The organism is Acinetobacter vivianii (assembly GCF_014635885.1).
Taxonomy (GTDB): domain Bacteria; phylum Pseudomonadota; class Gammaproteobacteria; order Pseudomonadales; family Moraxellaceae; genus Acinetobacter; species Acinetobacter vivianii.
The window spans coordinates 476348-496635 of the sequence record NZ_BMDR01000003.1 but is presented as its reverse complement, the minus strand read 5'-3'; the positions used below and the strand labels follow the sequence as shown (position 1 = coordinate 496635).

General features: G+C 45.5%; 18 protein-coding genes. 8 read left to right on the top strand and 10 right to left on the bottom strand.

The features are described 5' to 3' along the window. Positions 1–44: 44 nt before the first annotated feature. The 3 genes from IEV36_RS08890 to IEV36_RS08880 all read right to left on the bottom strand — a co-directional run bounded on the left by IEV36_RS08890 (position 45) and on the right by IEV36_RS08880 (position 5043). Positions 45–1340 (bottom strand): solute carrier family 23 protein, encoded by a 1296-nt coding sequence (locus IEV36_RS08890; RefSeq protein ID WP_004776416.1) that lies wholly within the window; start codon positions 1338–1340, stop codon positions 45–47. Between the two features lie 310 nt (positions 1341–1650). Further along, entirely contained in the window at positions 1651–4335 is a 2685-nt protein-coding gene (ppc, locus tag IEV36_RS08885) for a phosphoenolpyruvate carboxylase (protein WP_005260306.1), read from the bottom strand. A gap of 84 nt (positions 4336–4419) precedes the next feature. Beyond that, positions 4420–5043 carry a TetR/AcrR family transcriptional regulator gene (locus IEV36_RS08880; protein ID WP_004776413.1) on the bottom strand — a complete coding sequence of 208 codons (624 nt, stop codon included), beginning with the start codon at positions 5041–5043 and terminating at the stop codon, positions 4420–4422. A gap of 151 nt (positions 5044–5194) precedes the next feature. Between IEV36_RS08880 and IEV36_RS08875 the strand changes: the two genes are divergently transcribed. The 6 genes from IEV36_RS08875 to IEV36_RS08850 all read left to right on the top strand — a co-directional run bounded on the left by IEV36_RS08875 (position 5195) and on the right by IEV36_RS08850 (position 12879). Further along, positions 5195–6295 carry an efflux RND transporter periplasmic adaptor subunit gene (locus IEV36_RS08875; RefSeq protein WP_005260304.1) on the top strand — a complete coding sequence of 367 codons (1101 nt, stop codon included), beginning with the start codon at positions 5195–5197 and terminating at the stop codon, positions 6293–6295. Between the two features lie 2 nt (positions 6296–6297). Beyond that, entirely contained in the window at positions 6298–9417 is a 3120-nt protein-coding gene (locus tag IEV36_RS08870; RefSeq protein ID WP_005260302.1) for an efflux RND transporter permease subunit, read from the top strand. A gap of 141 nt (positions 9418–9558) precedes the next feature. Then, complete coding sequence (locus tag IEV36_RS08865) at positions 9559–9936, top strand: hypothetical protein (RefSeq protein ID WP_004776408.1); 378 nt, start codon at positions 9559–9561, stop codon at positions 9934–9936. A 144-nt stretch (positions 9937–10080) separates the two neighbouring features. After that, a complete protein-coding gene (gene dnaJ / locus IEV36_RS08860) occupies positions 10081–11196 on the top strand; it encodes a molecular chaperone DnaJ (RefSeq protein ID WP_005260301.1) in 1116 nt (371 codons plus the stop codon). Positions 11197–11310: 114 nt separating this feature from the next. Then, positions 11311–12132: a 4-hydroxy-tetrahydrodipicolinate reductase gene (dapB, locus tag IEV36_RS08855; protein WP_004776405.1), complete on the top strand. Its 822-nt coding sequence runs from the start codon at positions 11311–11313 to the stop codon at positions 12130–12132. A gap of 96 nt (positions 12133–12228) precedes the next feature. Continuing rightward, entirely contained in the window at positions 12229–12879 is a 651-nt protein-coding gene (locus IEV36_RS08850; protein WP_005260300.1) for an START domain-containing protein, read from the top strand. 38 nt (positions 12880–12917) lie between these two features. Here IEV36_RS08850 and IEV36_RS08845 read toward each other — a convergent pair whose 3' ends face one another. Both IEV36_RS08845 and dkgB read right to left on the bottom strand, forming a co-directional pair. Further along, positions 12918–14105, bottom strand: coding sequence for an MFS transporter (locus IEV36_RS08845; RefSeq protein ID WP_005260299.1), 1188 nt, complete (start codon positions 14103–14105; stop codon positions 12918–12920). 1 nt (position 14106) lies between these two features. Further along, positions 14107–14913, bottom strand: coding sequence for a 2,5-didehydrogluconate reductase DkgB (gene dkgB, locus IEV36_RS08840; RefSeq protein ID WP_005260298.1), 807 nt, complete (start codon positions 14911–14913; stop codon positions 14107–14109). A 136-nt stretch (positions 14914–15049) separates the two neighbouring features. Between dkgB and IEV36_RS08835 the strand changes: the two genes are divergently transcribed. Continuing rightward, positions 15050–15952, top strand: coding sequence for a LysR substrate-binding domain-containing protein (locus tag IEV36_RS08835; protein ID WP_004776401.1), 903 nt, complete (start codon positions 15050–15052; stop codon positions 15950–15952). Here IEV36_RS08835 and IEV36_RS08830 read toward each other — a convergent pair. Next, on the bottom strand, positions 15900–16310 hold the full coding sequence (locus IEV36_RS08830) for a hypothetical protein (protein WP_005260297.1): 411 nt from the start codon (positions 16308–16310) through the stop codon (positions 15900–15902). The genes IEV36_RS08835 and IEV36_RS08830 overlap by 53 nt on opposite strands. 90 nt (positions 16311–16400) lie before the next feature. Here IEV36_RS08830 and IEV36_RS08825 point away from each other — a divergent pair, with 90 nt between their 5' ends. After that, entirely contained in the window at positions 16401–17816 is a 1416-nt protein-coding gene (locus IEV36_RS08825; RefSeq protein WP_004776399.1) for an aminotransferase-like domain-containing protein, read from the top strand. Here the strand turns inward: IEV36_RS08825 and ahr are convergent. From ahr to IEV36_RS08805, 4 genes are read right to left on the bottom strand one after another with little or no spacing between them, the layout of a single operon-like run. Further along, positions 17813–18838 carry an NADPH-dependent aldehyde reductase Ahr gene (ahr, locus tag IEV36_RS08820; protein ID WP_005260296.1) on the bottom strand — a complete coding sequence of 342 codons (1026 nt, stop codon included), beginning with the start codon at positions 18836–18838 and terminating at the stop codon, positions 17813–17815. The genes IEV36_RS08825 and ahr overlap by 4 nt on opposite strands. Positions 18839–18877: 39 nt before the next feature. Next, positions 18878–19432 (bottom strand): DNA-3-methyladenine glycosylase I, encoded by a 555-nt coding sequence (locus IEV36_RS08815; RefSeq protein WP_005260294.1) that lies wholly within the window; start codon positions 19430–19432, stop codon positions 18878–18880. A 35-nt stretch (positions 19433–19467) separates the two neighbouring features. Then, positions 19468–19713 carry a hypothetical protein gene (locus IEV36_RS08810; RefSeq protein WP_005260292.1) on the bottom strand — a complete coding sequence of 82 codons (246 nt, stop codon included), beginning with the start codon at positions 19711–19713 and terminating at the stop codon, positions 19468–19470. A 9-nt stretch (positions 19714–19722) separates the two neighbouring features. Beyond that, positions 19723–20259 (bottom strand): M23 family metallopeptidase, encoded by a 537-nt coding sequence (locus tag IEV36_RS08805; RefSeq protein ID WP_004776395.1) that lies wholly within the window; start codon positions 20257–20259, stop codon positions 19723–19725. Between the last annotated feature and the right edge of the window lie 29 nt (positions 20260–20288).

Genomic DNA, 20288 nt, shown 5'->3' with positions numbered 1-20288 from the left:
GTGCAAGATGAAAAAAAGGCAGCTTGGAGGCTGCCTTCAATATTTTAGTTTTTATCTTTTAAATTAAACAGCAGGTTCAGGAAAATCGCTGCAAAAGTTGCAGTCCCGATACCGCCGAGATTGAAGTTACCAAACAATAATTCAAAGTTACCTGCACCTAAAATAATGGTCACTGAAGCCACGATCAGGTTTTTATTGTTTGAGAAGTCGACTTTATTCTCGATCCAGATTTTTGCACCTGCGATAGTGATTAAACCAAAGACAACAATCGATGCACCTGTGAGTACCGCATTTGGAATAGTACTGATGACTGCACCAAACTTAGGTGAAAGCCCTAGAATAATTGCAAATACACCTGCAATCACAAAGACCAGTGTCGAATAAACGCGAGTAACTGCCATCACCCCGATATTCTCGCCATAGGTGGTCATACCTGGCGCACCCACACCACCTGATAACGTGGTTGCAACACCATCGGCAACAAAGGCTTTACCCAGTTGTGGGGTGAGGTTTTCGCCAGTCATTGCTCCGACGGCCTTGATATGGCCCAAGTTTTCTGCCACTAGAATCAGTGCCACAGGTGCAATGATCAGAATGGCATTCAAATCAAAAGTAGGATGTGAAAAGCTTGGGACACCAAACCATGGCGCCGCTGAGATTTGGGAGAAATCAATCGGCTTGCCATAACCCAGACCATTGCTGGCGATGGCATAAATTGCATAGGCAATTAAAAGGCCAATCAATAGCAATAAACGTTGTAATAGCCCTTTGGTAAAGACCGCAATGATCCCCATACTCAGTACGGTGGTTAATGCCATCCACATTTCAAAAGGCTGACCTGCAACCCCTTTGATGGTCACGGGTGCCAGGTTAAGACCAATGATCATCACGATCGCACCTGTGACCACAGGAGGCATGAGTTTTTCGATCCAGCGAGTTCCTGTCAGCATCACCGCAAAACCGATCAGGGCATATACGATACCGCAGACCACAATCCCGCCTAATGCGACTGATAAGTTTGGATTAGCACCTGAACCCGTAATATGACCAGTTGCTGCTGCCACCACACCAATAAAAGCAAAACTTGAGCCTAAATAACTCGGAACTCGTCCACCTGTCATAAAGAAAAACAGAATGGTACAGATCCCTGACATTAAAATGGCAAGGTTCGGGCTAAAACCCATCAATAACGGTGCAAGTACGGTTGAGCCGAACATTGCAAATGCGTGTTGAACCCCCAGTACCGCGCTTTGTAAGGGCGGTAAATATTCATTTGTCGCAACAGGGCGATGATCGACCGTCCCCTGATACGGCTGCCATTTTGGAAACCAACTGGACATAAATTAGACTCATTATTTGATATCAGCGCGTATGATACCCTGTCTTAAAACGAGCTTTCACCTATAAGTCATTGAGAATATTGCCAGATCAGGCGTGAGGACTTTGTATTTTTACCTTTTGGTAAAATTTGTTTCAAAATAAGCTAGTGGAATTATTATTTATTTTGCTTAGACATTTTAAAAAATTAACTCTTTTATTTTCAAAATAATTTTAAAAACTTTTTCAAATTTTTTTATGAAATTGGCATATTTTGCCAATTCTGCCATCAACAGCGGTCTTTTGTGTTGATGGCAATTTTGGAAATAATGTTTAGCCCGTATTACGCAAGCCTGCCGCAATACCCGCGATGCTAACCATCAAGGCATGATCCACTGGACTGTGCTCAGTTTGATGCTCGGCCAGATAGAGGCGTCGACGTTTCATCAATTCAGCCTGTAATAAATGCAAAGGCAACAAATACGGTTTACGCACCTGCATTGATTGATCCAGCACTTCATTATTGCTTAGAAGTTTAGATTCACCTTTTAGGCGAAGTAGGGTATCGACCGCATTTTGCAGGCGTTGACGTAACTCGACACCAAGAACTTTTAAGTCCTGATCTTGAGTCAGATGCGATTCATAATACAGCGCAATATCTGCATCAGACTTGGACAGTACCATTTCCAGCATATCAATCAATGTCTGAAAATAAGGCCATTGTTCAAGCATCTCATCCAGCGTGTTTTGGTGTTGCCCATGAACCTGATTGATTGCGGTGCCCGTACCGAGCCATGCTGGTAGCATCAGGCGAATCTGTGTCCATGCAAATACCCACGGAATGGCACGTAAGGACTCGATTCCCCCACTGACTTTACGTTTGGCTGGTCGTGATCCGAGCGGCAACATCTGTAATTCCAGCTCAGGGGTAACGGTACGTAGATAACTCACAAAATTTGGATTTTCACGCACGGTTTGGCGATAAACCTGTACCGATAAATCCGTCATTTGATTCATCAGGTCACGCCATTCTTGTTTCGGCTCAGGTGGCGGGAGTAAGGTCGCTTCCAAAGTCGCTGCGGTGTAGATTTCCAGATTTTGCAGAGCAATGCCTTCCAGACCGAATTTAAAGCGAATCATCTCACCTTGCTCGGTGACACGAATCGCGCCAGAAATCGAACCCGGTGGTTGAGAGAACAAAGCTTGCTGGGTAGGTGCACCACCACGGCTGATTGAACCCCCACGACCGTGGAATAAGGTCAATTGCACGCCATGCTGTTTGGCAATCGCCGTCAGTTCTTCCTGAGCACGATATTGCGCCCAGTTGGCTGACATAAAGCCTGCATCTTTGGCGGAGTCGGAGTAGCCAATCATGACTTCATGTTTGCCTTGAATATGCTGTTTATACCAATGCATATTGAACAGGGTATTCATGGTTTTGGCGGCGCCATCGAGATCCTTCAAGGTCTCGAATAAAGGCACCACACGTAGAGGCTGCTGGATGCCCGCTTCTTTTTGGAGTAACAAGACTGCCAGCACATCACTTGGATATTCTGCCATCGAAATAATATAGGCGCCCAGACTTTCAGGTGGCTGTTCTGCCAAGGTGCGCATGGTGGCAAACACTTCGAGCACATCGGAATGCTGAATCAGGCTACCTTCAGGCTCATTAAAAAATTTCGGCAGTAATGGGCGCTTGCTTTGCAGTTCCTGAATCAGGAAGTTTTGGCGTGCCTGTTCGGTCCACGATTCAAAATTGCCTAGACCCAAATATTCAGTAATGGCTGAAATCGCTTGGCGATGACGCCCCGATTCCTGACGGATATCGAGTTTTAGCAGTTCAATTCCGAAGCAGTTCACCCGATAAATAAAGTCGAGTAATTGTCCGTTGGCAATCTCAGCCATATTACAGTCGATCAGTGAGCGATAACACAGTAATAGTGGTGCGAGTAATTCATCTTTGGTTCTGATGATATTGCTGTCATCTGCTGCTTCAGTGCCTTGCAGACGATGGGCCAACCATGCACGTGTCGCTTTTAAACGTTCGCGGGTTTCGCGTAAATATTCACGATACGGTTCTGGATGTTCATAACCCAAAGCTTGAGTCAGTTCATCGGAACAGCTTTGAATCGACAATTCCCAACGCAGATTTTCAATATCACGCAGATAAAGATCCGCTGCTTGCCAACGCGATAACCAGAGGACTTCTTGTGTAACTTGATGCGTTACATTCGGGTTGCCATCACGGTCTCCACCCATCCAAGAGGCAAAGCGAATTGGTGCAACATTGAGTGGCAGACTTTGTTCACAATGCTGTTGAGACAATTCATTCAGTTCGCGAACAAATTTAGGTACGGCATTCCAGAGCGACTGCTCAATCGTCGCAAAGCCCCATTTCGCTTCATCCACAGGGGTTGGGCGATGTTGACGGATTTCATCGGTCTGCCATGCTGAACTGATCAATTGCTTGAGCGTTGCAATGGTTTGTTGACGTTCTTTCGGGGTCAGCTTTTGCTGATCTAATTGTGAAAGACAATCGGTAATGTCGTCATATTTTTGAATTAAGGTACGACGGCTGACTTCGGTTGGGTGGGCCGTCAGTACCAGTTCAATTTTTAAATCACAGATTTGTTGAAACAGTTGTTGTGCATTGATCTGCTGACTTTTGAATTTTTCAAACAAATGCGGGAGTGGATTAGGACTTGGCGCTTGCTCATCAAACTCGGCCTGACGACGGCTTCGCACCACATGGTACTGTTCCGCAATATTGGCAAAGTTAAGAAAATGTGAGAAAGCACGGGTCAGCGGTAAAATCTCTTCATCTTTTAAACCGAGGAAAAGTTGTTCTAGCTGTTTTTCTGCTTCGATCTGGCCGTCACGTGCGCCTTTGGCTAATGCCCGAATTTGCTCAATCTGATTAAACAAATCTTGCCCAGCATGTTGCTTTAAGGTCTCTCCCAGTAAGTTGCCCAGTAAGCGGACATCTTCACGTAGTGGAGCAGTGATTTGCTGAATCATTCTAATTCTCCTGTTGTTCTCATTCGACTATAGCGCGATTGAAAGACAATCCAAGAGCAGAACGTAAAAAAATGTGAAATTTATCTAAACTTTAGTCTGATATTTAAGCAAAAAAATCTCGATTGCATGCTGAATCATCTGATCGATTTCATCTGCTGTTGGAACAGGCGCTAAACCGAGCAACACTTGCTGGTGACGGATCCCCAGCAGCAAGGAAATGATCAGTTCAGTCTGCTTGATCGGTTCATCGGCCTGAATAAATTTAAACGCGATAGCTTGCTCAAAAAAATCACACCAGACATGACACATGCGGGTATGTGAGGCATCAAAAAACTGTCGGGTTAAGGGGCTCTGTTCTGCCGCCAGTTCGAACAGGACACAATCCAGTTTCAAGGCTTCAGGAAGATAAATAATATTTAAAGCCCGCTGGCACATGAGAAGCAAGGCCTGTTTAAAATCAGAGTCCGCCGTCAGTTCAAACTGTTTGGCCCGAATCGATTCTTCGCAGCTTTCTTGAATCGCACACATGAACAGATTGTTCTTGTCCTGAAAGTGGTTGTACACCGTAAGTTTGGTGACACCTGCTTCTTTGGCAATCTGGTTCATGTTGGTGGCGTGGTAACCCATTTTTAAAAAAATAGATTTTGCGGCCTGTAAAATTTTGGCTCTTTTCTCTAAATCTTTAGGGCGACCACTATGGATTTGCACGTTATCTTTCTCTTTTAGTCAATTTAAAAATCAGATGGGTAGATTTATTTTTTAATTAATGTACCTATGAGTATATTAATTAAAAAATAAACAATCTATGATAATGCTCATATCACGCCTTAAAAATCAATTTGAATAAGAGCGCAAACAGATGAAGCAGATCAATCGTATCATATTGGGGTTCGTCATTGTCAGTAGTGTCGTCCTCAGCGCCTGCCAGAAAGAGGTGCCCAAGACTGAGGAAATTCCTTATGTCATGGTGGCCCAGCCGAGTGGCAACCATGTTGAGCAAAAAAGCTATGCAGGGGATGTGCAGGCGAAACAGCAAACTGCTTTGGCCTTCCGTGTCGGGGGACAGATCACCGAACGTTATGTCGATGTCGGGGATCGGGTCAAAGTTGGACAGGTGTTGGCGAAGCTGGATGTAAAAGATGCGCAATTGCAAATGAATGCGGCCAAGGCACAGTTACAAAGTGCACAGGCTGCTGCAAAAATTGCCGCAGAAGAATATCAGCGTTATCAGCAGCTATTACCTGTCAATGCGGTCAGCCGTTCGCAATTTGATGCGGTCAAAAATCAGTATGAATCTGCACAGGCAAGCTTACAGCAAGCTCGTTCTAATTATGAAGTATCGTCCAATCAAACGGGTTATAACCAGCTTATCTCGAATAAGAACGGGGTGATTACCCAGCGTCAGATCGAGATTGGACAGGTGATTGCGGCAGGGCAGGCTGCTTACCAGCTAGCCATTGATGGTGAACGCGAAGTGGTGTTTGGTGTGCCTGAACAGGCGGTCAGCACCATTAAAGTAGGACAGCCAGCATGGGTCACCTTGTGGTCGCAACCTGAAGCACGTTTTGCTGCCAGAGTGCGTGAGGTTTCTCCAGCAGCGGATCAGTCTCGAACCTTTACCGTGAAAGTTTCTTTGCTGGAAGGGCAGTCCAGCATTCAACTTGGACAAAGTGCGAGAGTGTTCTTTGTTGCACAAGACAATAATGTATTGAGTGTGCCTTTATCCAGTGTTACTGCCAATGATCAGCAAGCCTACGTCTGGGTGGTGAATGCCAATCAAACCATTCGTAAAGTGCCTGTGACTTTAGGGACTTATGGTCGTGACAGTGTACCCGTCCTTTCAGGCTTGAAAGCGTCTGACTGGGTTGTGGTGGGGGGTGTGCATTTGTTACGAGACCAGCAAAAAATTCATCCCGTTGATCGTGATAACCGAGACATTCGTGTCAAAGCGGGAGGTTAAACATGAAATTTAACCTCTCAGAATGGGCACTCAAAAATAAGGGCATTATCCTTTATTTTATGCTGCTGCTCGGCATCGTTGGGATAATGTCCTATTCCAAACTTTCGCAAAGTGAAGATCCGCCATTTACCTTCAAAGTGATGGTGGTGCAGACCTATTGGCCGGGGGCAACCGCAAAAGAAGTCTCAACGCTGGTGACGGATCGAATTGAAAAGGAGTTGATGACTACGGGGCAGTATGACCGCATCATGGCCTATTCACGTCCGGGAGAGTCCTTGGTGACTTTTGTGGCTAAAGACAGTTTACCGTCCAGTGCCATTCCAGACGTCTGGTATAACGTGCGCAAAAAGGTCAATGATATTCGGACCCAATTGCCAAGCGGTGTACAAGGGCCTTTCTTTAATGATGAATTTGGAGATACCTTCGGCAATATCTATGTGCTGACGGGCAAAGACTTTGACTATGCGGTAATGAAAGAATATGCCGACCGTTTGCAACTGCAATTACAACGGGTCAAAGATGTCAGGAAGGTTAATTTGGTAGGACTACAAGACCAGAAAATCTGGATTGAATTGTCCAATACCAAGGCAGTGCAATTAGGTGTGCCTGTCACCGCGATACAGGAAGCCATTCAGAAGCAAAACGATATGGCGGGTGCGGGTTTCTTTGAAACAGGGACTGACCGTATTCAAATTCGGGTCAGTGGACATTTACATAGTGTCGATGACCTGAAAAAAATGCCGTTATTGGTCGGTGACAGAACCATTCAACTGGGTGATGTTGCTGAGGTCTATCGCGGTTTTAGCGAACCTGCGCAGCCACGCATGCGTTTTATGGGTGAGAACGGGATTGGGATTGCGGTCTCGATGCGTAAAGGTGGTGACATCATTGCGCTAGGTAAAAATCTCGAAACCGAATTTAACCGTCTGCAAAAAAGCTTACCTTTGGGCATGAAACTGCAAAAAGTTTCTGATCAACCTGTGGCGGTACAACGCAGTATTCAAGAGTTCTTAAAAGTTCTCGCGGAAGCGGTGATTATCGTTTTATTGGTGAGCTTTTTCTCATTGGGTTTCCGTACTGGCTTAGTGGTGGCACTTTCTATTCCACTGGTTTTAGCCATGACCTTTGCAGGCATGAACCTGTTCGATGTGGGACTCCATAAGATTTCATTGGGCGCATTGATTCTGGCGCTCGGGTTGCTGGTCGATGACGCCATTATCGCGGTTGAAATGATGGCGATTAAGATGGAGCAGGGCTACAGTCGACTCAAAGCAGCAGGTTTTGCATGGCAAACCACGGCCTTCCCGATGCTGACAGGCACCCTGATTACCGCAGCAGGTTTTTTGCCGATCGCAACTGCCCAATCTGGAACAGGGGAATATACCCGTTCTATTTTTCAGGTGGTGACCATTGCCTTGATTGTGTCATGGATTGCCGCAGTATTATTTGTCCCTTATCTGGGGGAAAAATTACTGCCTGATTTTACCAAACAGAAGCAGCAAGCTGCTTGGTATGTTCGATTATGGGCAAGATTGCGTAAGCAACCTGCGCCTATCGTGGAAGCGCATGGACAACATCATGATCCTTACCAATCCAAATTTTATCAGTCTTTCCGCCGTGTGGTCGAAATCTGTATCACCTATCGTAAAACTGTCATTGCTGTCACAGTCGGAATTTTTGTGTTGTCGGTGGCGATGTTTAAGCTGGTGCCGCAACAGTTCTTTCCGCCATCCAATCGTGCTGAAATTCTGGTGGATTTAAAACTGGAAGAAGGCGCATCTTTGACCGCGACGGAACAAGCCGTGCATAAGGTGGAACAATTCCTGTCGAAACAAAAAGGCATTGATAATTATGTGGCTTATGTCGGGACGGGTTCACCACGGTTCTACTTGCCTTTGGATCAGCAATTGCCGCAAGCCAGCTTTGCCCAGTTTGTGGTGTTGGCTTCGTCTTTAGATGATCGTGATGAAATCCGTCGTTCTCTAGACACACAAATCAAGCAGCTATTACCTCAAGTGCGCACTCGGGTGTCATTACTGGAAAATGGCCCACCTGTGGGTTATCCATTGCAATATCGTGTTTCGGGCGAAGATCTCGGCACAGTACGTCAATGGGCACAGAAAGTGGCAAAAGTCCTGAGTGAAGATCCAAACACCACCAATGTACATCTGGATTGGGGCGAGCCAAGCAAAATCATTGCGATTGAAATTGATCAAGATCGTGCACGTCAAATGGGCGTTTCCAGTGTTGATCTGGCGAACTTCCTCAATGCATCGGTGACAGGATCGGTGATGAATCAATATCGTGAAAAACGTGAATTGATCGAAATCCGCTTACGTGGCGATAAGTCGGAACGGGTTGAAGTGGCTTCTTTGGCGAGCTTGGCGGTACCGACCAGCAAAGGCACCACAGTGCCGTTAGCGCAAATTGCAAAAATTGAATCCCGTTTTGAAGAGGGTTTAATCTGGCATCGTAATCGCCTGCCAACCATTACCGTTCGTGCGGATATCCGTACACACTTGCAACCTGCGACTGTGGTGCAACAGTTGGCAGAGCAGATGCAGACCTTACGTGCAGACCTGCCAAGTGGTTATTTACTGGAAGTGGGGGGTACCGTTGAGGAGTCCGCGAAGGGACAAAACTCGGTCAATGCAGGTATGCCATTGTTCTTGGCTGTGGTGATGACTTTATTGATGATCCAGCTGCGTAGTATATCGCGGGCAACCATTGTGTTGCTGACTGCACCATTGGGTTTGATCGGGGTGGTGGCATTCCTGCTGCTATTTAATAAACCTTTCGGTTTCGTAGCGATGCTCGGTACGATCGCACTGTCAGGCATGATTATGCGTAACTCGCTCATTTTGATTGATCAGATCGAGCAGGATATACAGGCGGGACATGTTCCGTGGGATGCAGTCATTGATGCAACCATGCGCCGTTTCCGTCCCATTGTCCTGACCGCACTGGCTGCCGTACTGGCGATGATCCCGTTATCTCGCAGTATTTTCTTTGGTCCGATGGCCGTTGCGATTATGGGTGGATTGATTGTTGCGACCTTATTAACCCTGTTTTTCCTGCCTGCACTTTATGCAGCATGGTTTAAGGTCAAAAAAACAACATAACTATCGTAATTATTTTGTGAATAAAGGTGCGAAATATTGAAAATTTCAATATAGTAGCACCTATATTTTAAGACCAAAAAATAATTGAATTTCATTGCATGACAAATTTTGCACAATGCTGTGAATGAGGTGATATAGAGCATGGGGCAAGACAATATTGAGCAGCATCGCCGCTATGTGGCGATTTCTTACGTGTTCATGTTTCTTGCATTATTTACAATCGTGTTTGCAGCGTTTGCGTACCTGTTAGCACGAAAAGTTGCGATTGTGGATAATGCTGAAGTATGGATACATGCGCATGCACTGTGGATTATGCGTAATGTGCTGTTATTTATCTTGATGGCCTTTTTTGCTGCCCTATGGTTTATTCCATTGTTCTTTTTTGCATGGGATAGTGCACTCTGGGTAACTGCAATGACCGTTGCAGGTGTGGTCTTTAGTTCAATTGCCTGGTTATTTTTATTGAATGCATGGCTAAAAGGCATTGCTAAATACTTTAAAAATAAAGCAGTTTTTTAATTTTACTGCTTTTTTATTGAATTAGACCTTGTAAATTTATCGTACAGCCCCTATTAAGGCTCTGTTGACTTTAGAAATAAAAAGTCAGCAGAGCCTATTTGTTTTTTTAGATTTGAATAAATTCCGTGAGGAGCATCGCCAACCATGGCTAAACGTGATTATTATGAGGTTTTAGGCGTTTCGAAAACCGCAAGTGATGATGAGATCAAGAAAGCCTATCGTAAGTTGGCGATGAAGTATCATCCAGACCGTAATCCTGACAACGCAGAAGCTGAAGAAAAGTTCAAAGAAGCGGCAGAAGCGTATGAAGTGCTTTCTGACGAAGAAAAGCGCAGCATGTATGATCGTGCTGGGCACAGTGCCTTTGAAGGTGGCTTTGGTGGTGCAGGTGGCGGCTTCGGTGGCTTTAGTGCAGAAGATATCTTTAGCCAGTTCGGCGATATTTTCGGTGGTGCGTTCGGTGGCGGTGGCCGTCAGCAACAACGTCAGCGCCGTGGTTCAGACCTTCGCTATGTGATGGAATTGACGCTCGAAGAAGCCGTCAAAGGTGTGAAAAAGACCATTACGTTTACTGCGCCAGCGCCATGTGAAACCTGTGATGGTAAAGGTTCTCAAAATCCGAATGATGTCGAAACCTGCCGTACTTGTCATGGTGCAGGCCAAGTGCGTATGCAACAAGGTTTCTTCTCGGTTCAGCAAACCTGTAGCACCTGTCGCGGTCAAGGCAAAATCATCAAGAACCCATGTAAGAGCTGTCATGGTTCAGGCGTTGCTGACCGTCAGCAAACACTTGAAGTTACCATTCCTGCTGGTGTGGACAATGGCGACCGCGTACGCTTGACGGGTAAAGGTGAAGCGATCCGTGATGGTCAGGCTGGTGATCTATACGTTGAAGTCGTGGTACGTGAACACGAAATCTTCCAACGTGATGGTGCTGATCTATATATGGATGTCCCTGTCAGCATTGCAGATGCTGCATTAGGTAAAGAAATTGAAATTCCGACCCTAGAAGGGCGCGTGAGTTTGAAAATTCCTGAAGGCACACAAACAGGTAAACTTTTCCGCCTACGTGGTAAGGGTGTTCGCCCTGTACGTAGCAGCATGGTCGGTGATTTACTCTGCCGTATTGTGGTCGAAACGCCTGTCAATCTAAACAGTCGCCAACGTGAATTGTTGAAAGAGCTACAAGCTTCTTTTGATGGGGATGGCCATGCTTCGTCTCCAAAGAAAAAATCATTCTTTGATCGCCTGTTTGACTAATTGGCATTCATAAAAAAACCTGCTTCGGCAGGTTTTTTTATGGGAAATTTTTAGCGCGAGCACAGAGTTTTGCTATAGTAGCTGAATTGTTTAAATAAAAGACTGGGAAAAATTATGTCAACTTCTCCACGCATTGGGATCTTGGGTGCAGGCGGACGCATGGGACGCATTTTGATTCAAGCGGTACAACAGGCAGGCTACCAGCTTGCAGCCGCAGTTGAACGTCCAGAAAGCAGTTTGGTGGGTGCAGATGCAGGGGAACTTGCAGGTATTGGCAACATCGGCGTCAAGATCGTGGGAAGTTTGAGTGAAGTACTGAAGGATTGTGACGTAGTGATTGACTTCACTGCACCTGTTGCCACTGAACAGCATTTGAAGCTTTGCCGTGAAGCGGGTGTGGCAATGGTGATTGGTACCACGGGTATGTCAGATGAACAAAAGGCATTCCTTGAAGAAACAGCAACGCATACACCCGTGGTGTACGCTGCCAATTATTCAGTAGGAGTCAATGTTTCGATTAAATTATTGGAACTCGCTGCAAAAGTATTTGGTGATACCGTAGATATCGAAATCATTGAAGCGCACCATCGTCATAAAGTCGATGCACCATCAGGTACTGCATTCATGATGGGTGAAGCGATTGCAGATACTTTAGGTCGTAACCTGAAAGAGGTTGCGGTGTATGGACGTGAAGGTTATACCGGCCCGCGTGACCGTCAAACCATTGGCTTTGAAACCATTCGTGGTGGCGATATCGTGGGTGAACATACCGTGATGTTTATTGGTGAAGGCGAACGTGTTGAAGTCACCCATAAAGCGACCAACCGTATGAACTTTGCTTCAGGTGCGGTTCGTGCAGCAGCATGGGTAGTTGGCCGTGAAGCACGTAAATACGATATGAAAGATGTTTTAGGCTTTAACGAGATTGAAGTATAAAACGTTCCTTTTTTGTACTATAAAAGAGCTTGTTGAGCTTTCTTTTCAGTAGAAGTGAAGCAGGCTCTTGCCATCATTAAAACAATTGAGCATGACATGAATAAAAAACATATCGTCCTTGCTACACTACTCAGTATCAGCAGTTTTGCGGTGACTGCTGCATCAGATACTGCCAAATTGAGTTTGCATCGTAATAATATTAAGGTCTGGACCTACCAGACAGAAAATAATCCAATTATTCAATATAAAGCCGAAACGATTTATGATGTGCCGCTGGAACGTGCCGTTGCGGTGGTTCTCGATGTCGAGCGTACGCCACAATGGGTGCCGTATGTGGGGAAGGCGCAAATGCTATCTCGCGATGACAAGAAAGGCGAGTTTACCTTGTATATGGTGCTGGATTTTCCATTTCCTTTAAAAGACCGCGATGTGGTGATTAAAGGCAAAATGACCAAAAATGCGGATGGCAGCATTAGCATTAAAAACAATGCCATTCAGAACAATTATCCTGAGCAACCTGATGTGGTGCGTTTAAGCAAATATGCGGGTGACTGGACTTTCCAGAAATTACCGAATAATCGGGTAAAAGTGACCACCAGCGGATATGCCGATCCAGCGGGTTCGATTCCATTGAGCTTTGTGAATATGTTTGTGCAACAGCAACCGTATCAGATGCTCATGAAAATGAAAAAAGAAGTACTCAACCCGATCTATGCGCAACCAAAGTTGCCAGATTTATTGAAATAATAAAAAAGCCTGATTGAATTCAGGCTTTTTTATTACCATCAGGCTTGTGGGCATTGTTGTAGCTGAGTGGCTGGTTTGGCTGCTAGTTTCATTTGAATGAAAACCAGAATTAAACCAATGCCTGCCAGTGCAGCGCCGATCATTGAGACCGCAGTGTAATTCAGACCAAGACTTAATACCGCGCCACCCGCTGCGGCTCCAATCGCATTGCCCAAGTTAAAGGCACCAATATTCACGGAAGAAGCAAGGCCCGAGGCTTCATGTGCCACTGACATCACACGCATTTGTAATGGCGGTACGATGGCAAAGGCGGCTGCACCCCAGATCACCAAACCCAGTGCTGCACCTACTTGGGTTTGAGCAAGGATTGGGAAAATCAGCATCAATCCGATCAATAAACCTAAGAAACCAATCAAAGTCTTGTTGATAGACAGGTCTGCAAACTTGCCACCGAAATGGTTACCGATTGAGAAACCAATCCCGATCAAGACCAGCATCATGGTGATAAAGGTCGGTGAGGCATGTGTAAACTCAACCAGACTTGGCGCGATATAGGTATAGAGCGTAAACATCGCTGATGCTCCGAACACCGTAGTGAGCAACGCCAATACCACAGGTAAACGGGTCAGGACTTTCAGCTCCATTTTTACATTTGGTTTTTGTCCAACTGATCCTACAGGCAGCGCTTTCCAGAGGGAGAGCATCGTAATCACACCAAGTGCTGAAATCGCAAGGAAAGACATGCGCCAGCCGATGTTTTGTCCGACCCAAGTTGCAAGCGGGACACCACCAATATTGGCAATGGTCAGACCCATGAACATGGTGGCAACAGCACTGGCCTGTTTATTGGCAGGAACCACGCTGGCAGCGACCACAGAGCCAATTCCGAAGAAAGCGCCGTGGTTCAGGCTGGTAATCAGTCGAGCGCCCATTAAGCTCATATAGTTCGGTGCAAATGCTGCAATCAGATTACCGACCGTAAAAATTGCCATCAGCAAAATCAATGCATTACGACGCGCAAAACCACCAAACCATAAGGTCATGATCGGTGCACCCAGCATTACGCCCAGTGCATAACCCGTAATCAGCATACCCGCGCTGGGGATCGATACCCCTAGATCATTGGCGATATTGGGCAATAGCCCCATGGGTGAGAACTCGGTGGTGCCGATGGCAAAGGCGCCAATCGCCAAAGCCAGCAAGGGCAGGTTAATGCGGCTGCTCATGTTATTTGTCCCATTCAGGCGCAAATGGTTCTGGACTTACTTCTCGACCATTACGTTCCAGTTGGGCAATCAACTGCATTTCCTCTGCAGTTAAAGTTAAGTCTTGTGCTTTTAGATTGCTGATCAGGTTTTCACGTTTGGTTGATGAAGGAATCACAGCAAAGCCATTTTGTAGTGCCCAAGCCAATGCCACTTGTGCGCTAGTCGCTTGATGTTGTGCAGCGATCTCAAGTAGGGTGGGATCATTTAAGACCTTGCCATAAGCCAAAGTCATGTAAGAGGTCACATCAATATTTTGCTCACGCAGGAAGTTGACCAAGGTGCGGTTCTGTAAATATGGACTGAGTTCAATCTGGTTGGTGGCAATGTGTTCTACACCAATGCTGTCAATCGCTTGTTGAGTCAAGGCAATATTAAAATTCGAGATCCCAATTTGCTGAGTCAGACCTTGCTGTTTGGCTTCTAGAAGCAGTTGCATTACGGTTGGAATGGAGACACCCAGTTGTGGGGCAGGCCAGTGAATTAAAGTCAGGTCTACTGCATCGGTACGCAACTTTTGCAAGCTGTCTTTTAGGCTTGGAATAAACTTATCTTCCGTAAAATTGTCGACCCAGATTTTTGTGGTGAGGAAAATATCCTGACGTGCGACACCACTTTCAGCAATGGCTTGACCCACAGCCGCTTCATTTTCATAAACCTGTGCGGTATCGATGGCACGATAGCCGACGTCTAACGCTGTTTTAACCGAGTCAATCACGGCTTGATCTTTGAGACGGAAAGTACCTAAACCAAATTGAGGGATACGCATATTTTTCACCTGATTTTTTTCATGCTCTAAGGAGCGATTTTGTTGATGGCTGTCATTTTGCGATGATTATTGTTGCTAAAAAATAGATGAATTTGCAAAATACAGTTGACTAAATATCAATAATAGAGAGGCGGTGATGAAATCAACCGTAGAAGAACTTCTTGCCTTTATGACCATTGTCGATACCGGTTCTTTTATCGCTGCTGCTGAACGTCTGGGACAAACTGCATCTGGACTGAGCCGTTCACTGAGCCGTCTGGAATCCAAGCTGGAGGTGACGCTGTTAGAACGCACCACCCGCAAATTAAAATTGACGCAGGAAGGGCAGCAATTTCTTAATCATGCCCGCAAAATCCTAAGCGATCTCAACGCGGCGGAAGAAGCACTGCAAAAATCCGATCAGGACACTTCAGGACTCATTCGGATTGACTCTGCGACGCCTTTTATTTTGCATGTGATTACGCCACTGGTCCATAAATTCCGACGCTGCTATCCCAATATTGAAATTGAGTTGAACAGTAATGATCTGGTGATTGATTTACTGGAACATAAAACCGATGTTGCCTTCCGCTTTGGGGAACTGCATGATTCCAGTCTGCATGCCAAACTGGTGTGTAAGAGTCGTATTTATATCGTTGCCAGTCCCGATTATTTAAGCCGTAAAGGCATTCCTCAAAAGCCGAAAGATTTACTTGAACATGATGTTGTTGGCTTTACCCGACCAGCCTATATCAATAAATGGCCTCTGAAAATTGAAGGGGAATATTTTCAGGCGCAACCTAAAATCAAGGCATCAAGTGGAGAAACTGTTCGTCAATTGTGCCTGCGGGGGCAAGGTATTGCTCGTCTGTCAGAGTTTGAGATCTGGAAAGACTTGAATGAAGGGCATTTGGTCGCACTGTTTGAAGACCAGATCGAACATTCTTATCAACGCATCCATGCGGTGTATTATCAGCAAGAGCATTTGCCGAAACGTGTCCGTTTATTTATTGAATTTTTGACTGAGCAATTAAGTCAGGGCTTTTCGGTTTGCCAATAGCATCATTTTGCAGCTGTACATTCAGGACGGGTACTAATGCACCAGTGGCCTGAATGACTGACACCACAATATGCTGTTGTTGCAAGCGGCATTCCAGTTCCATGGTCGGTAAATACTGGCTTGGCAGCATCACACCATTTTCATTTGGCTTTTTATAAGTCATTTTGATGATACGGGTCTGCTCTGGAGCATCGCGCTTTTCCATTCTCCATAGCTCATAGGTGGTTTGATTTTGCATACGTAAGTAACCTTCTGAGAGAGACTTACAAACCTGTTGTTGTGGATAGCTGGCCTGAGCCGAGAAGTCGCAGCCCGTAAATAGAATTGTACTGAGTATAAATAAGATTTTATTTTTCATGATGTTATCCTTTGGCTGTTGATTTTTATAGCTTAACGGTGTTGTATAAACCAATACAGATACAGAAATTTATAAAAAAGCAGTACAGAGATGACTTTCCAATATCAACGTTTAGCAGAACAGCTGGCACATAAAATTTATCAACATGAATTACAACCTCAGCAGAAGCTCAGTTCTTTAAGGGAATTTGCTCGTCTGCAAAGTGTTAGCCTGAGTACGGCACAGCAATGCTATGAATTACTGGAAGCCAAAGGGCTGATTTATGTCAAAGCCAAATCGGGTTATTTCGTCAGTTCAAGGCAATATCAAAGTCCTGTACCTGATAGCCCACGTTTTGAATCGATGATTCGGCAAGTTTCAAATTTAGACCTGCAAAATCAGATTCAAACCGCTTCGATCCAGAACCATTTAACGCCTTTGGGCGCGATTCAATTATCCCCACATTTGATTCCCGTGGATGGCTTACGCCGTTCCTTGCAACGTGCGCTGAAACACTGTCAGCCAGAAGATTTTCTATATTGTAATAAACAGGGACACCACCAGTTGCGACAGGCCTTGTCGGATCATTGGCGCGAAGATGGTATCTATGTTGCGACGGACGATATTTTTATCAGCAATGGGTGTATGCCTGCATTGTCGCTGTTGATTCAGCAGATCACCAAACAAGGCGATAGCATTCTGATTCCAACACCCACCTTTAATGGTCAGTTGCAAATGTTGGCCAGCCTGAAACGTAAGATTATCGAAATTCCAGCCGACCATCGTGGCATTGATCTGGAGCGTTTGGAATTCTTTATGAAACAGGGCAGTGCCAAGCTGTGTTTGATGACCGCCAATTTTCAAAATCCTTTGGGCTATTGCCTGACGAATGAAGAAAAGCAGCACATCGCCAAGCTGGCTCAGCAGTATGAGTGTTTTATTCTGGAAGATGATATTTATGGAGAATGCAGTTTCCAGAAGGAGCGACCTTTGCCGATACGCTATTGGGATCAGGAGGGCTATGTGATCTGGTGTGGATCGGTGTCTAAATCTTTATCGGCCGCTTATCGTGTTGGCTGGTTCTGTTTGGGACAGCAATTACAATATTTAAGACCGAAATTATTGGCAAATAATGTGGGGGTGAATACGCCTTTACAGTTGGGTCTGGCTGATTTTATTTATAGTCGTGGTTATCGGGAGCATCTCGATCATTTAAGACCTCAGCTTATGCAGCAGGTGGAGCAGTATCGGGCTTTTATCTTAGAGGTGTTTCAGGGGATTCCGATAGCCTTGAGTCAGTCACAGGGTGGTTATGCTTTATGGCTGCAACTTCCAGCGAGTATTACAGGTTTGGAGCTTTATTATCTGGCGCAAGAGCAGGGCATTAATATCGTGCCGGGGGAAGTTTTTGGAGAAGACCGACGCTATCAGCATTTTCTACGCTTAAATGCGGGACATGCCTTAACTGTAGAAATCCGCCAAGCCATACAGCAATTGGCGGACTGGACGCGAAAAAGTTTGAATTAATCGAAGTCTGCTTTTAGAACGATACGATAGCGCGCTTGGCCTGAATGCAGTCGTTCAATTGCCTCATTGAGTTGAGACATTGGGTATAGCTCAATCTGTGGGGCAATATTTTTACGCGCTGCAAATTGTAAAAGCTGGCGCAGTGCCAAAGGAGAACCTGTTGGAGAGGAAGTGACTGATTTAGCCCCATTCATGAGTGTTCCAACTGATACTGGAATTGGTTCTAAAGTCACGCCTAAGAAATGTAGACTGCCATTCGCTGCAAGCGTGCTGAGGTAGGCTTGCCAATTCAGCGTCACATTCACCGTACTGAGCAACAAATCAAATTTGCCGCGTTGTGCCTTGATGGCTTGTGCATCACGACTATTCACCACATGATCTGCACCCATGGCTTTCAATTCATCGGTCTTGTCTGGGCTAGAGCTAAATGCGGTCACTTCGCAACCCCATGCCTTGAGCAATTTAATCGCCATATGGCCGAGACCACCAATTCCAATCACCCCGACATGGTGGGTCGCCTGAATTTTATGTTTCAGCAAAGGATCAAATACAGTAATACCTCCACACAGTAGCGGACCTGCACTTTCTGGATTTAACGCTTCTGGCAGCGGAATGACCCATTGCCAGCCTGCACGGACCTTATCGGCAAAACCACCTGCATGCCCGACAATGGTTGAAATCTTTTCACCCGTACAGAGCACCTGATTACCGCCAATACATGGATCACAGGCCTGACAGGTTTCAGCCGTCCAGCCGATACCAACACGTTGACCGATCTGAAGTCCTTTCGCTTCAGAACCAAGCGCAACGATGGTACCAATAATTTCATGTCCAGCGACCGCAGGGTAGACGGATGAATGCCAGTCATTATTAATGACAGATAGATCGGAATGGCACAGGCCACAATATTCGACTTTGACTTCAACCTGATGCGCCTGTAACTCGCCCGCATCAAATTGATAAGGAACTAACTGTTCACCAGCCTGCATTGCTGCATAAGCACGAATCTGGTTATTGCTCATTCAAGGAACTCCTGTTGAAGGAAAAGCGATAATTTTTGATTATTTAAAATGACAATGATTTTCGTGGTCATTGACCATGCCAACGGCTTGCATAAAAGCATAACAGGTGGTCGGGCCGACAAACTTAAAACCACGCTTTTTGAGTGTTTTAGATAATTTTTTGCTTATTTCTGTTTGGGCAGGGGCTTCGCGATAATTCACTACATCATTATTTTCGGTTTGATGATCCACAAAACTCCATAGCCAGGCAGGTACATCTGAGACTTCATCTTTGAGTTTGAGCCAAGCCAGCGCATTGTCTCGAATTGCTTTCAGTTTGCCAATGTGACGGATTAAACCTGCATCACTGAGCTTGAGTTCCAGTTCATCATCTGTCAGTGCAGCAATTTTTGTGATGGGATGGTCGAAGAAATGAGTGCGGTAGTGTTCACGTTTTTTCAGAACTGTGATCCAAGAAAGTCCTGCTTGTTGACCTTCAAGACAGAGCATTTCAAATAAATGTGCTTCATCATGTTGTGGCTTGCCCCACTCCTGATCATGGTAGGCCATATAGAGCGGATCATCGGAGCACCAGCCACAGCGTTGAGTTGACATATTTGATGCTCCTTATTGTTATATGTACATGATAATTAAATTTTGAATGCCACCCATTCATTTGGGCGAGTATCCCAATAATACAGTTCTGCGTTGTTTAAATCAGCAAATTTAAGCCAAAAGTCTTTCCCCGATTTATCGGCAAAACCCGTACTGATGAGCAAGGCATCTTCAGTAATTTCCATGATCCAGCCTTGATAGCAAGTGCCATTCAGGATGATTTTTTGCTGGTTACCCGACTCTGCAAATACTACCAGCCGTTCAATCAATGCTTCAGACATTGTAGATTCCTAACGTAAATATGGGTATGGATTGACTGCACCACGCCCTTTGCCATTTAAATAAATTCCGTAATGTAAATGTGGAGAGGTATAACGCGCATTGCCCGTATTGCCCACATAACCGATCAGGTCGCCTTTGCGAACATAGTCCCCGACATTGAGACCACGCTTATGTCCGTTAAGATGGGCGTAATAATGCCACGAACCTGCTGGACCAATGATCCAGATCACCTTTCCACCTAAATTATTATTACGTAAATCAGCAACTAAGCCCTCGGTCGCACTATACACTTTCGTACCGCGCTCTGCCATGATATCAATACCTTCATGGCTACGTCCCTGACTGCGGGCAGCGCCCCAAGTATCTCGTAATTCATTGCGGCTGACGCCTTTTACTGGAACTGGCAAGCGGCTATCCAAGCGCATGCTTTTCAGCTTATTAACCTGTGCATTTGGCAAAGGTGCTGGTTTTTTCGGCGCTGTGGCACAAGCTGAAAGTAAAATAATGAACACACCAAGCAGCGTATAAGAAATTGGATGACGCACAAAAACTCCTTATATTTTGATCTACAGCA

What these genes read in the sequence shown, in the direction of transcription:
- IEV36_RS08810 (WP_005260292.1), bottom strand. Translation starts at nt 19,713, where the DNA reads ATGTCTGAAGCATTGATTGAACGGCTGGTAGTATTTGCAGAGTCGGGT.
- IEV36_RS08865 (WP_004776408.1), top strand. Translation starts at nt 9,559, where the DNA reads ATGGGGCAAGACAATATTGAGCAGCATCGCCGCTATGTGGCGATTTCT.
- IEV36_RS08825 (WP_004776399.1), top strand. Translation starts at nt 16,401, where the DNA reads ATGACTTTCCAATATCAACGTTTAGCAGAACAGCTGGCACATAAAATT.
- IEV36_RS08845 (WP_005260299.1), bottom strand. Translation starts at nt 14,105, where the DNA reads ATGAGCAGCCGCATTAACCTGCCCTTGCTGGCTTTGGCGATTGGCGCC.
- IEV36_RS08830 (WP_005260297.1), bottom strand. Translation starts at nt 16,310, where the DNA reads ATGAAAAATAAAATCTTATTTATACTCAGTACAATTCTATTTACGGGC.
- dkgB (WP_005260298.1), bottom strand. Translation starts at nt 14,913, where the DNA reads ATGCGTATCCCTCAATTTGGTTTAGGTACTTTCCGTCTCAAAGATCAA.
- IEV36_RS08815 (WP_005260294.1), bottom strand. Translation starts at nt 19,432, where the DNA reads ATGTCAACTCAACGCTGTGGCTGGTGCTCCGATGATCCGCTCTATATG.
- IEV36_RS08875 (WP_005260304.1), top strand. Translation starts at nt 5,195, where the DNA reads ATGAAGCAGATCAATCGTATCATATTGGGGTTCGTCATTGTCAGTAGT.
- IEV36_RS08890 (WP_004776416.1), bottom strand. Translation starts at nt 1,340, where the DNA reads ATGTCCAGTTGGTTTCCAAAATGGCAGCCGTATCAGGGGACGGTCGAT.
- ahr (WP_005260296.1), bottom strand. Translation starts at nt 18,838, where the DNA reads ATGAGCAATAACCAGATTCGTGCTTATGCAGCAATGCAGGCTGGTGAA.
- IEV36_RS08850 (WP_005260300.1), top strand. Translation starts at nt 12,229, where the DNA reads ATGAATAAAAAACATATCGTCCTTGCTACACTACTCAGTATCAGCAGT.
- dapB (WP_004776405.1), top strand. Translation starts at nt 11,311, where the DNA reads ATGTCAACTTCTCCACGCATTGGGATCTTGGGTGCAGGCGGACGCATG.
- IEV36_RS08870 (WP_005260302.1), top strand. Translation starts at nt 6,298, where the DNA reads ATGAAATTTAACCTCTCAGAATGGGCACTCAAAAATAAGGGCATTATC.
- dnaJ (WP_005260301.1), top strand. Translation starts at nt 10,081, where the DNA reads ATGGCTAAACGTGATTATTATGAGGTTTTAGGCGTTTCGAAAACCGCA.
- ppc (WP_005260306.1), bottom strand. Translation starts at nt 4,335, where the DNA reads ATGATTCAGCAAATCACTGCTCCACTACGTGAAGATGTCCGCTTACTG.
- IEV36_RS08835 (WP_004776401.1), top strand. Translation starts at nt 15,050, where the DNA reads ATGAAATCAACCGTAGAAGAACTTCTTGCCTTTATGACCATTGTCGAT.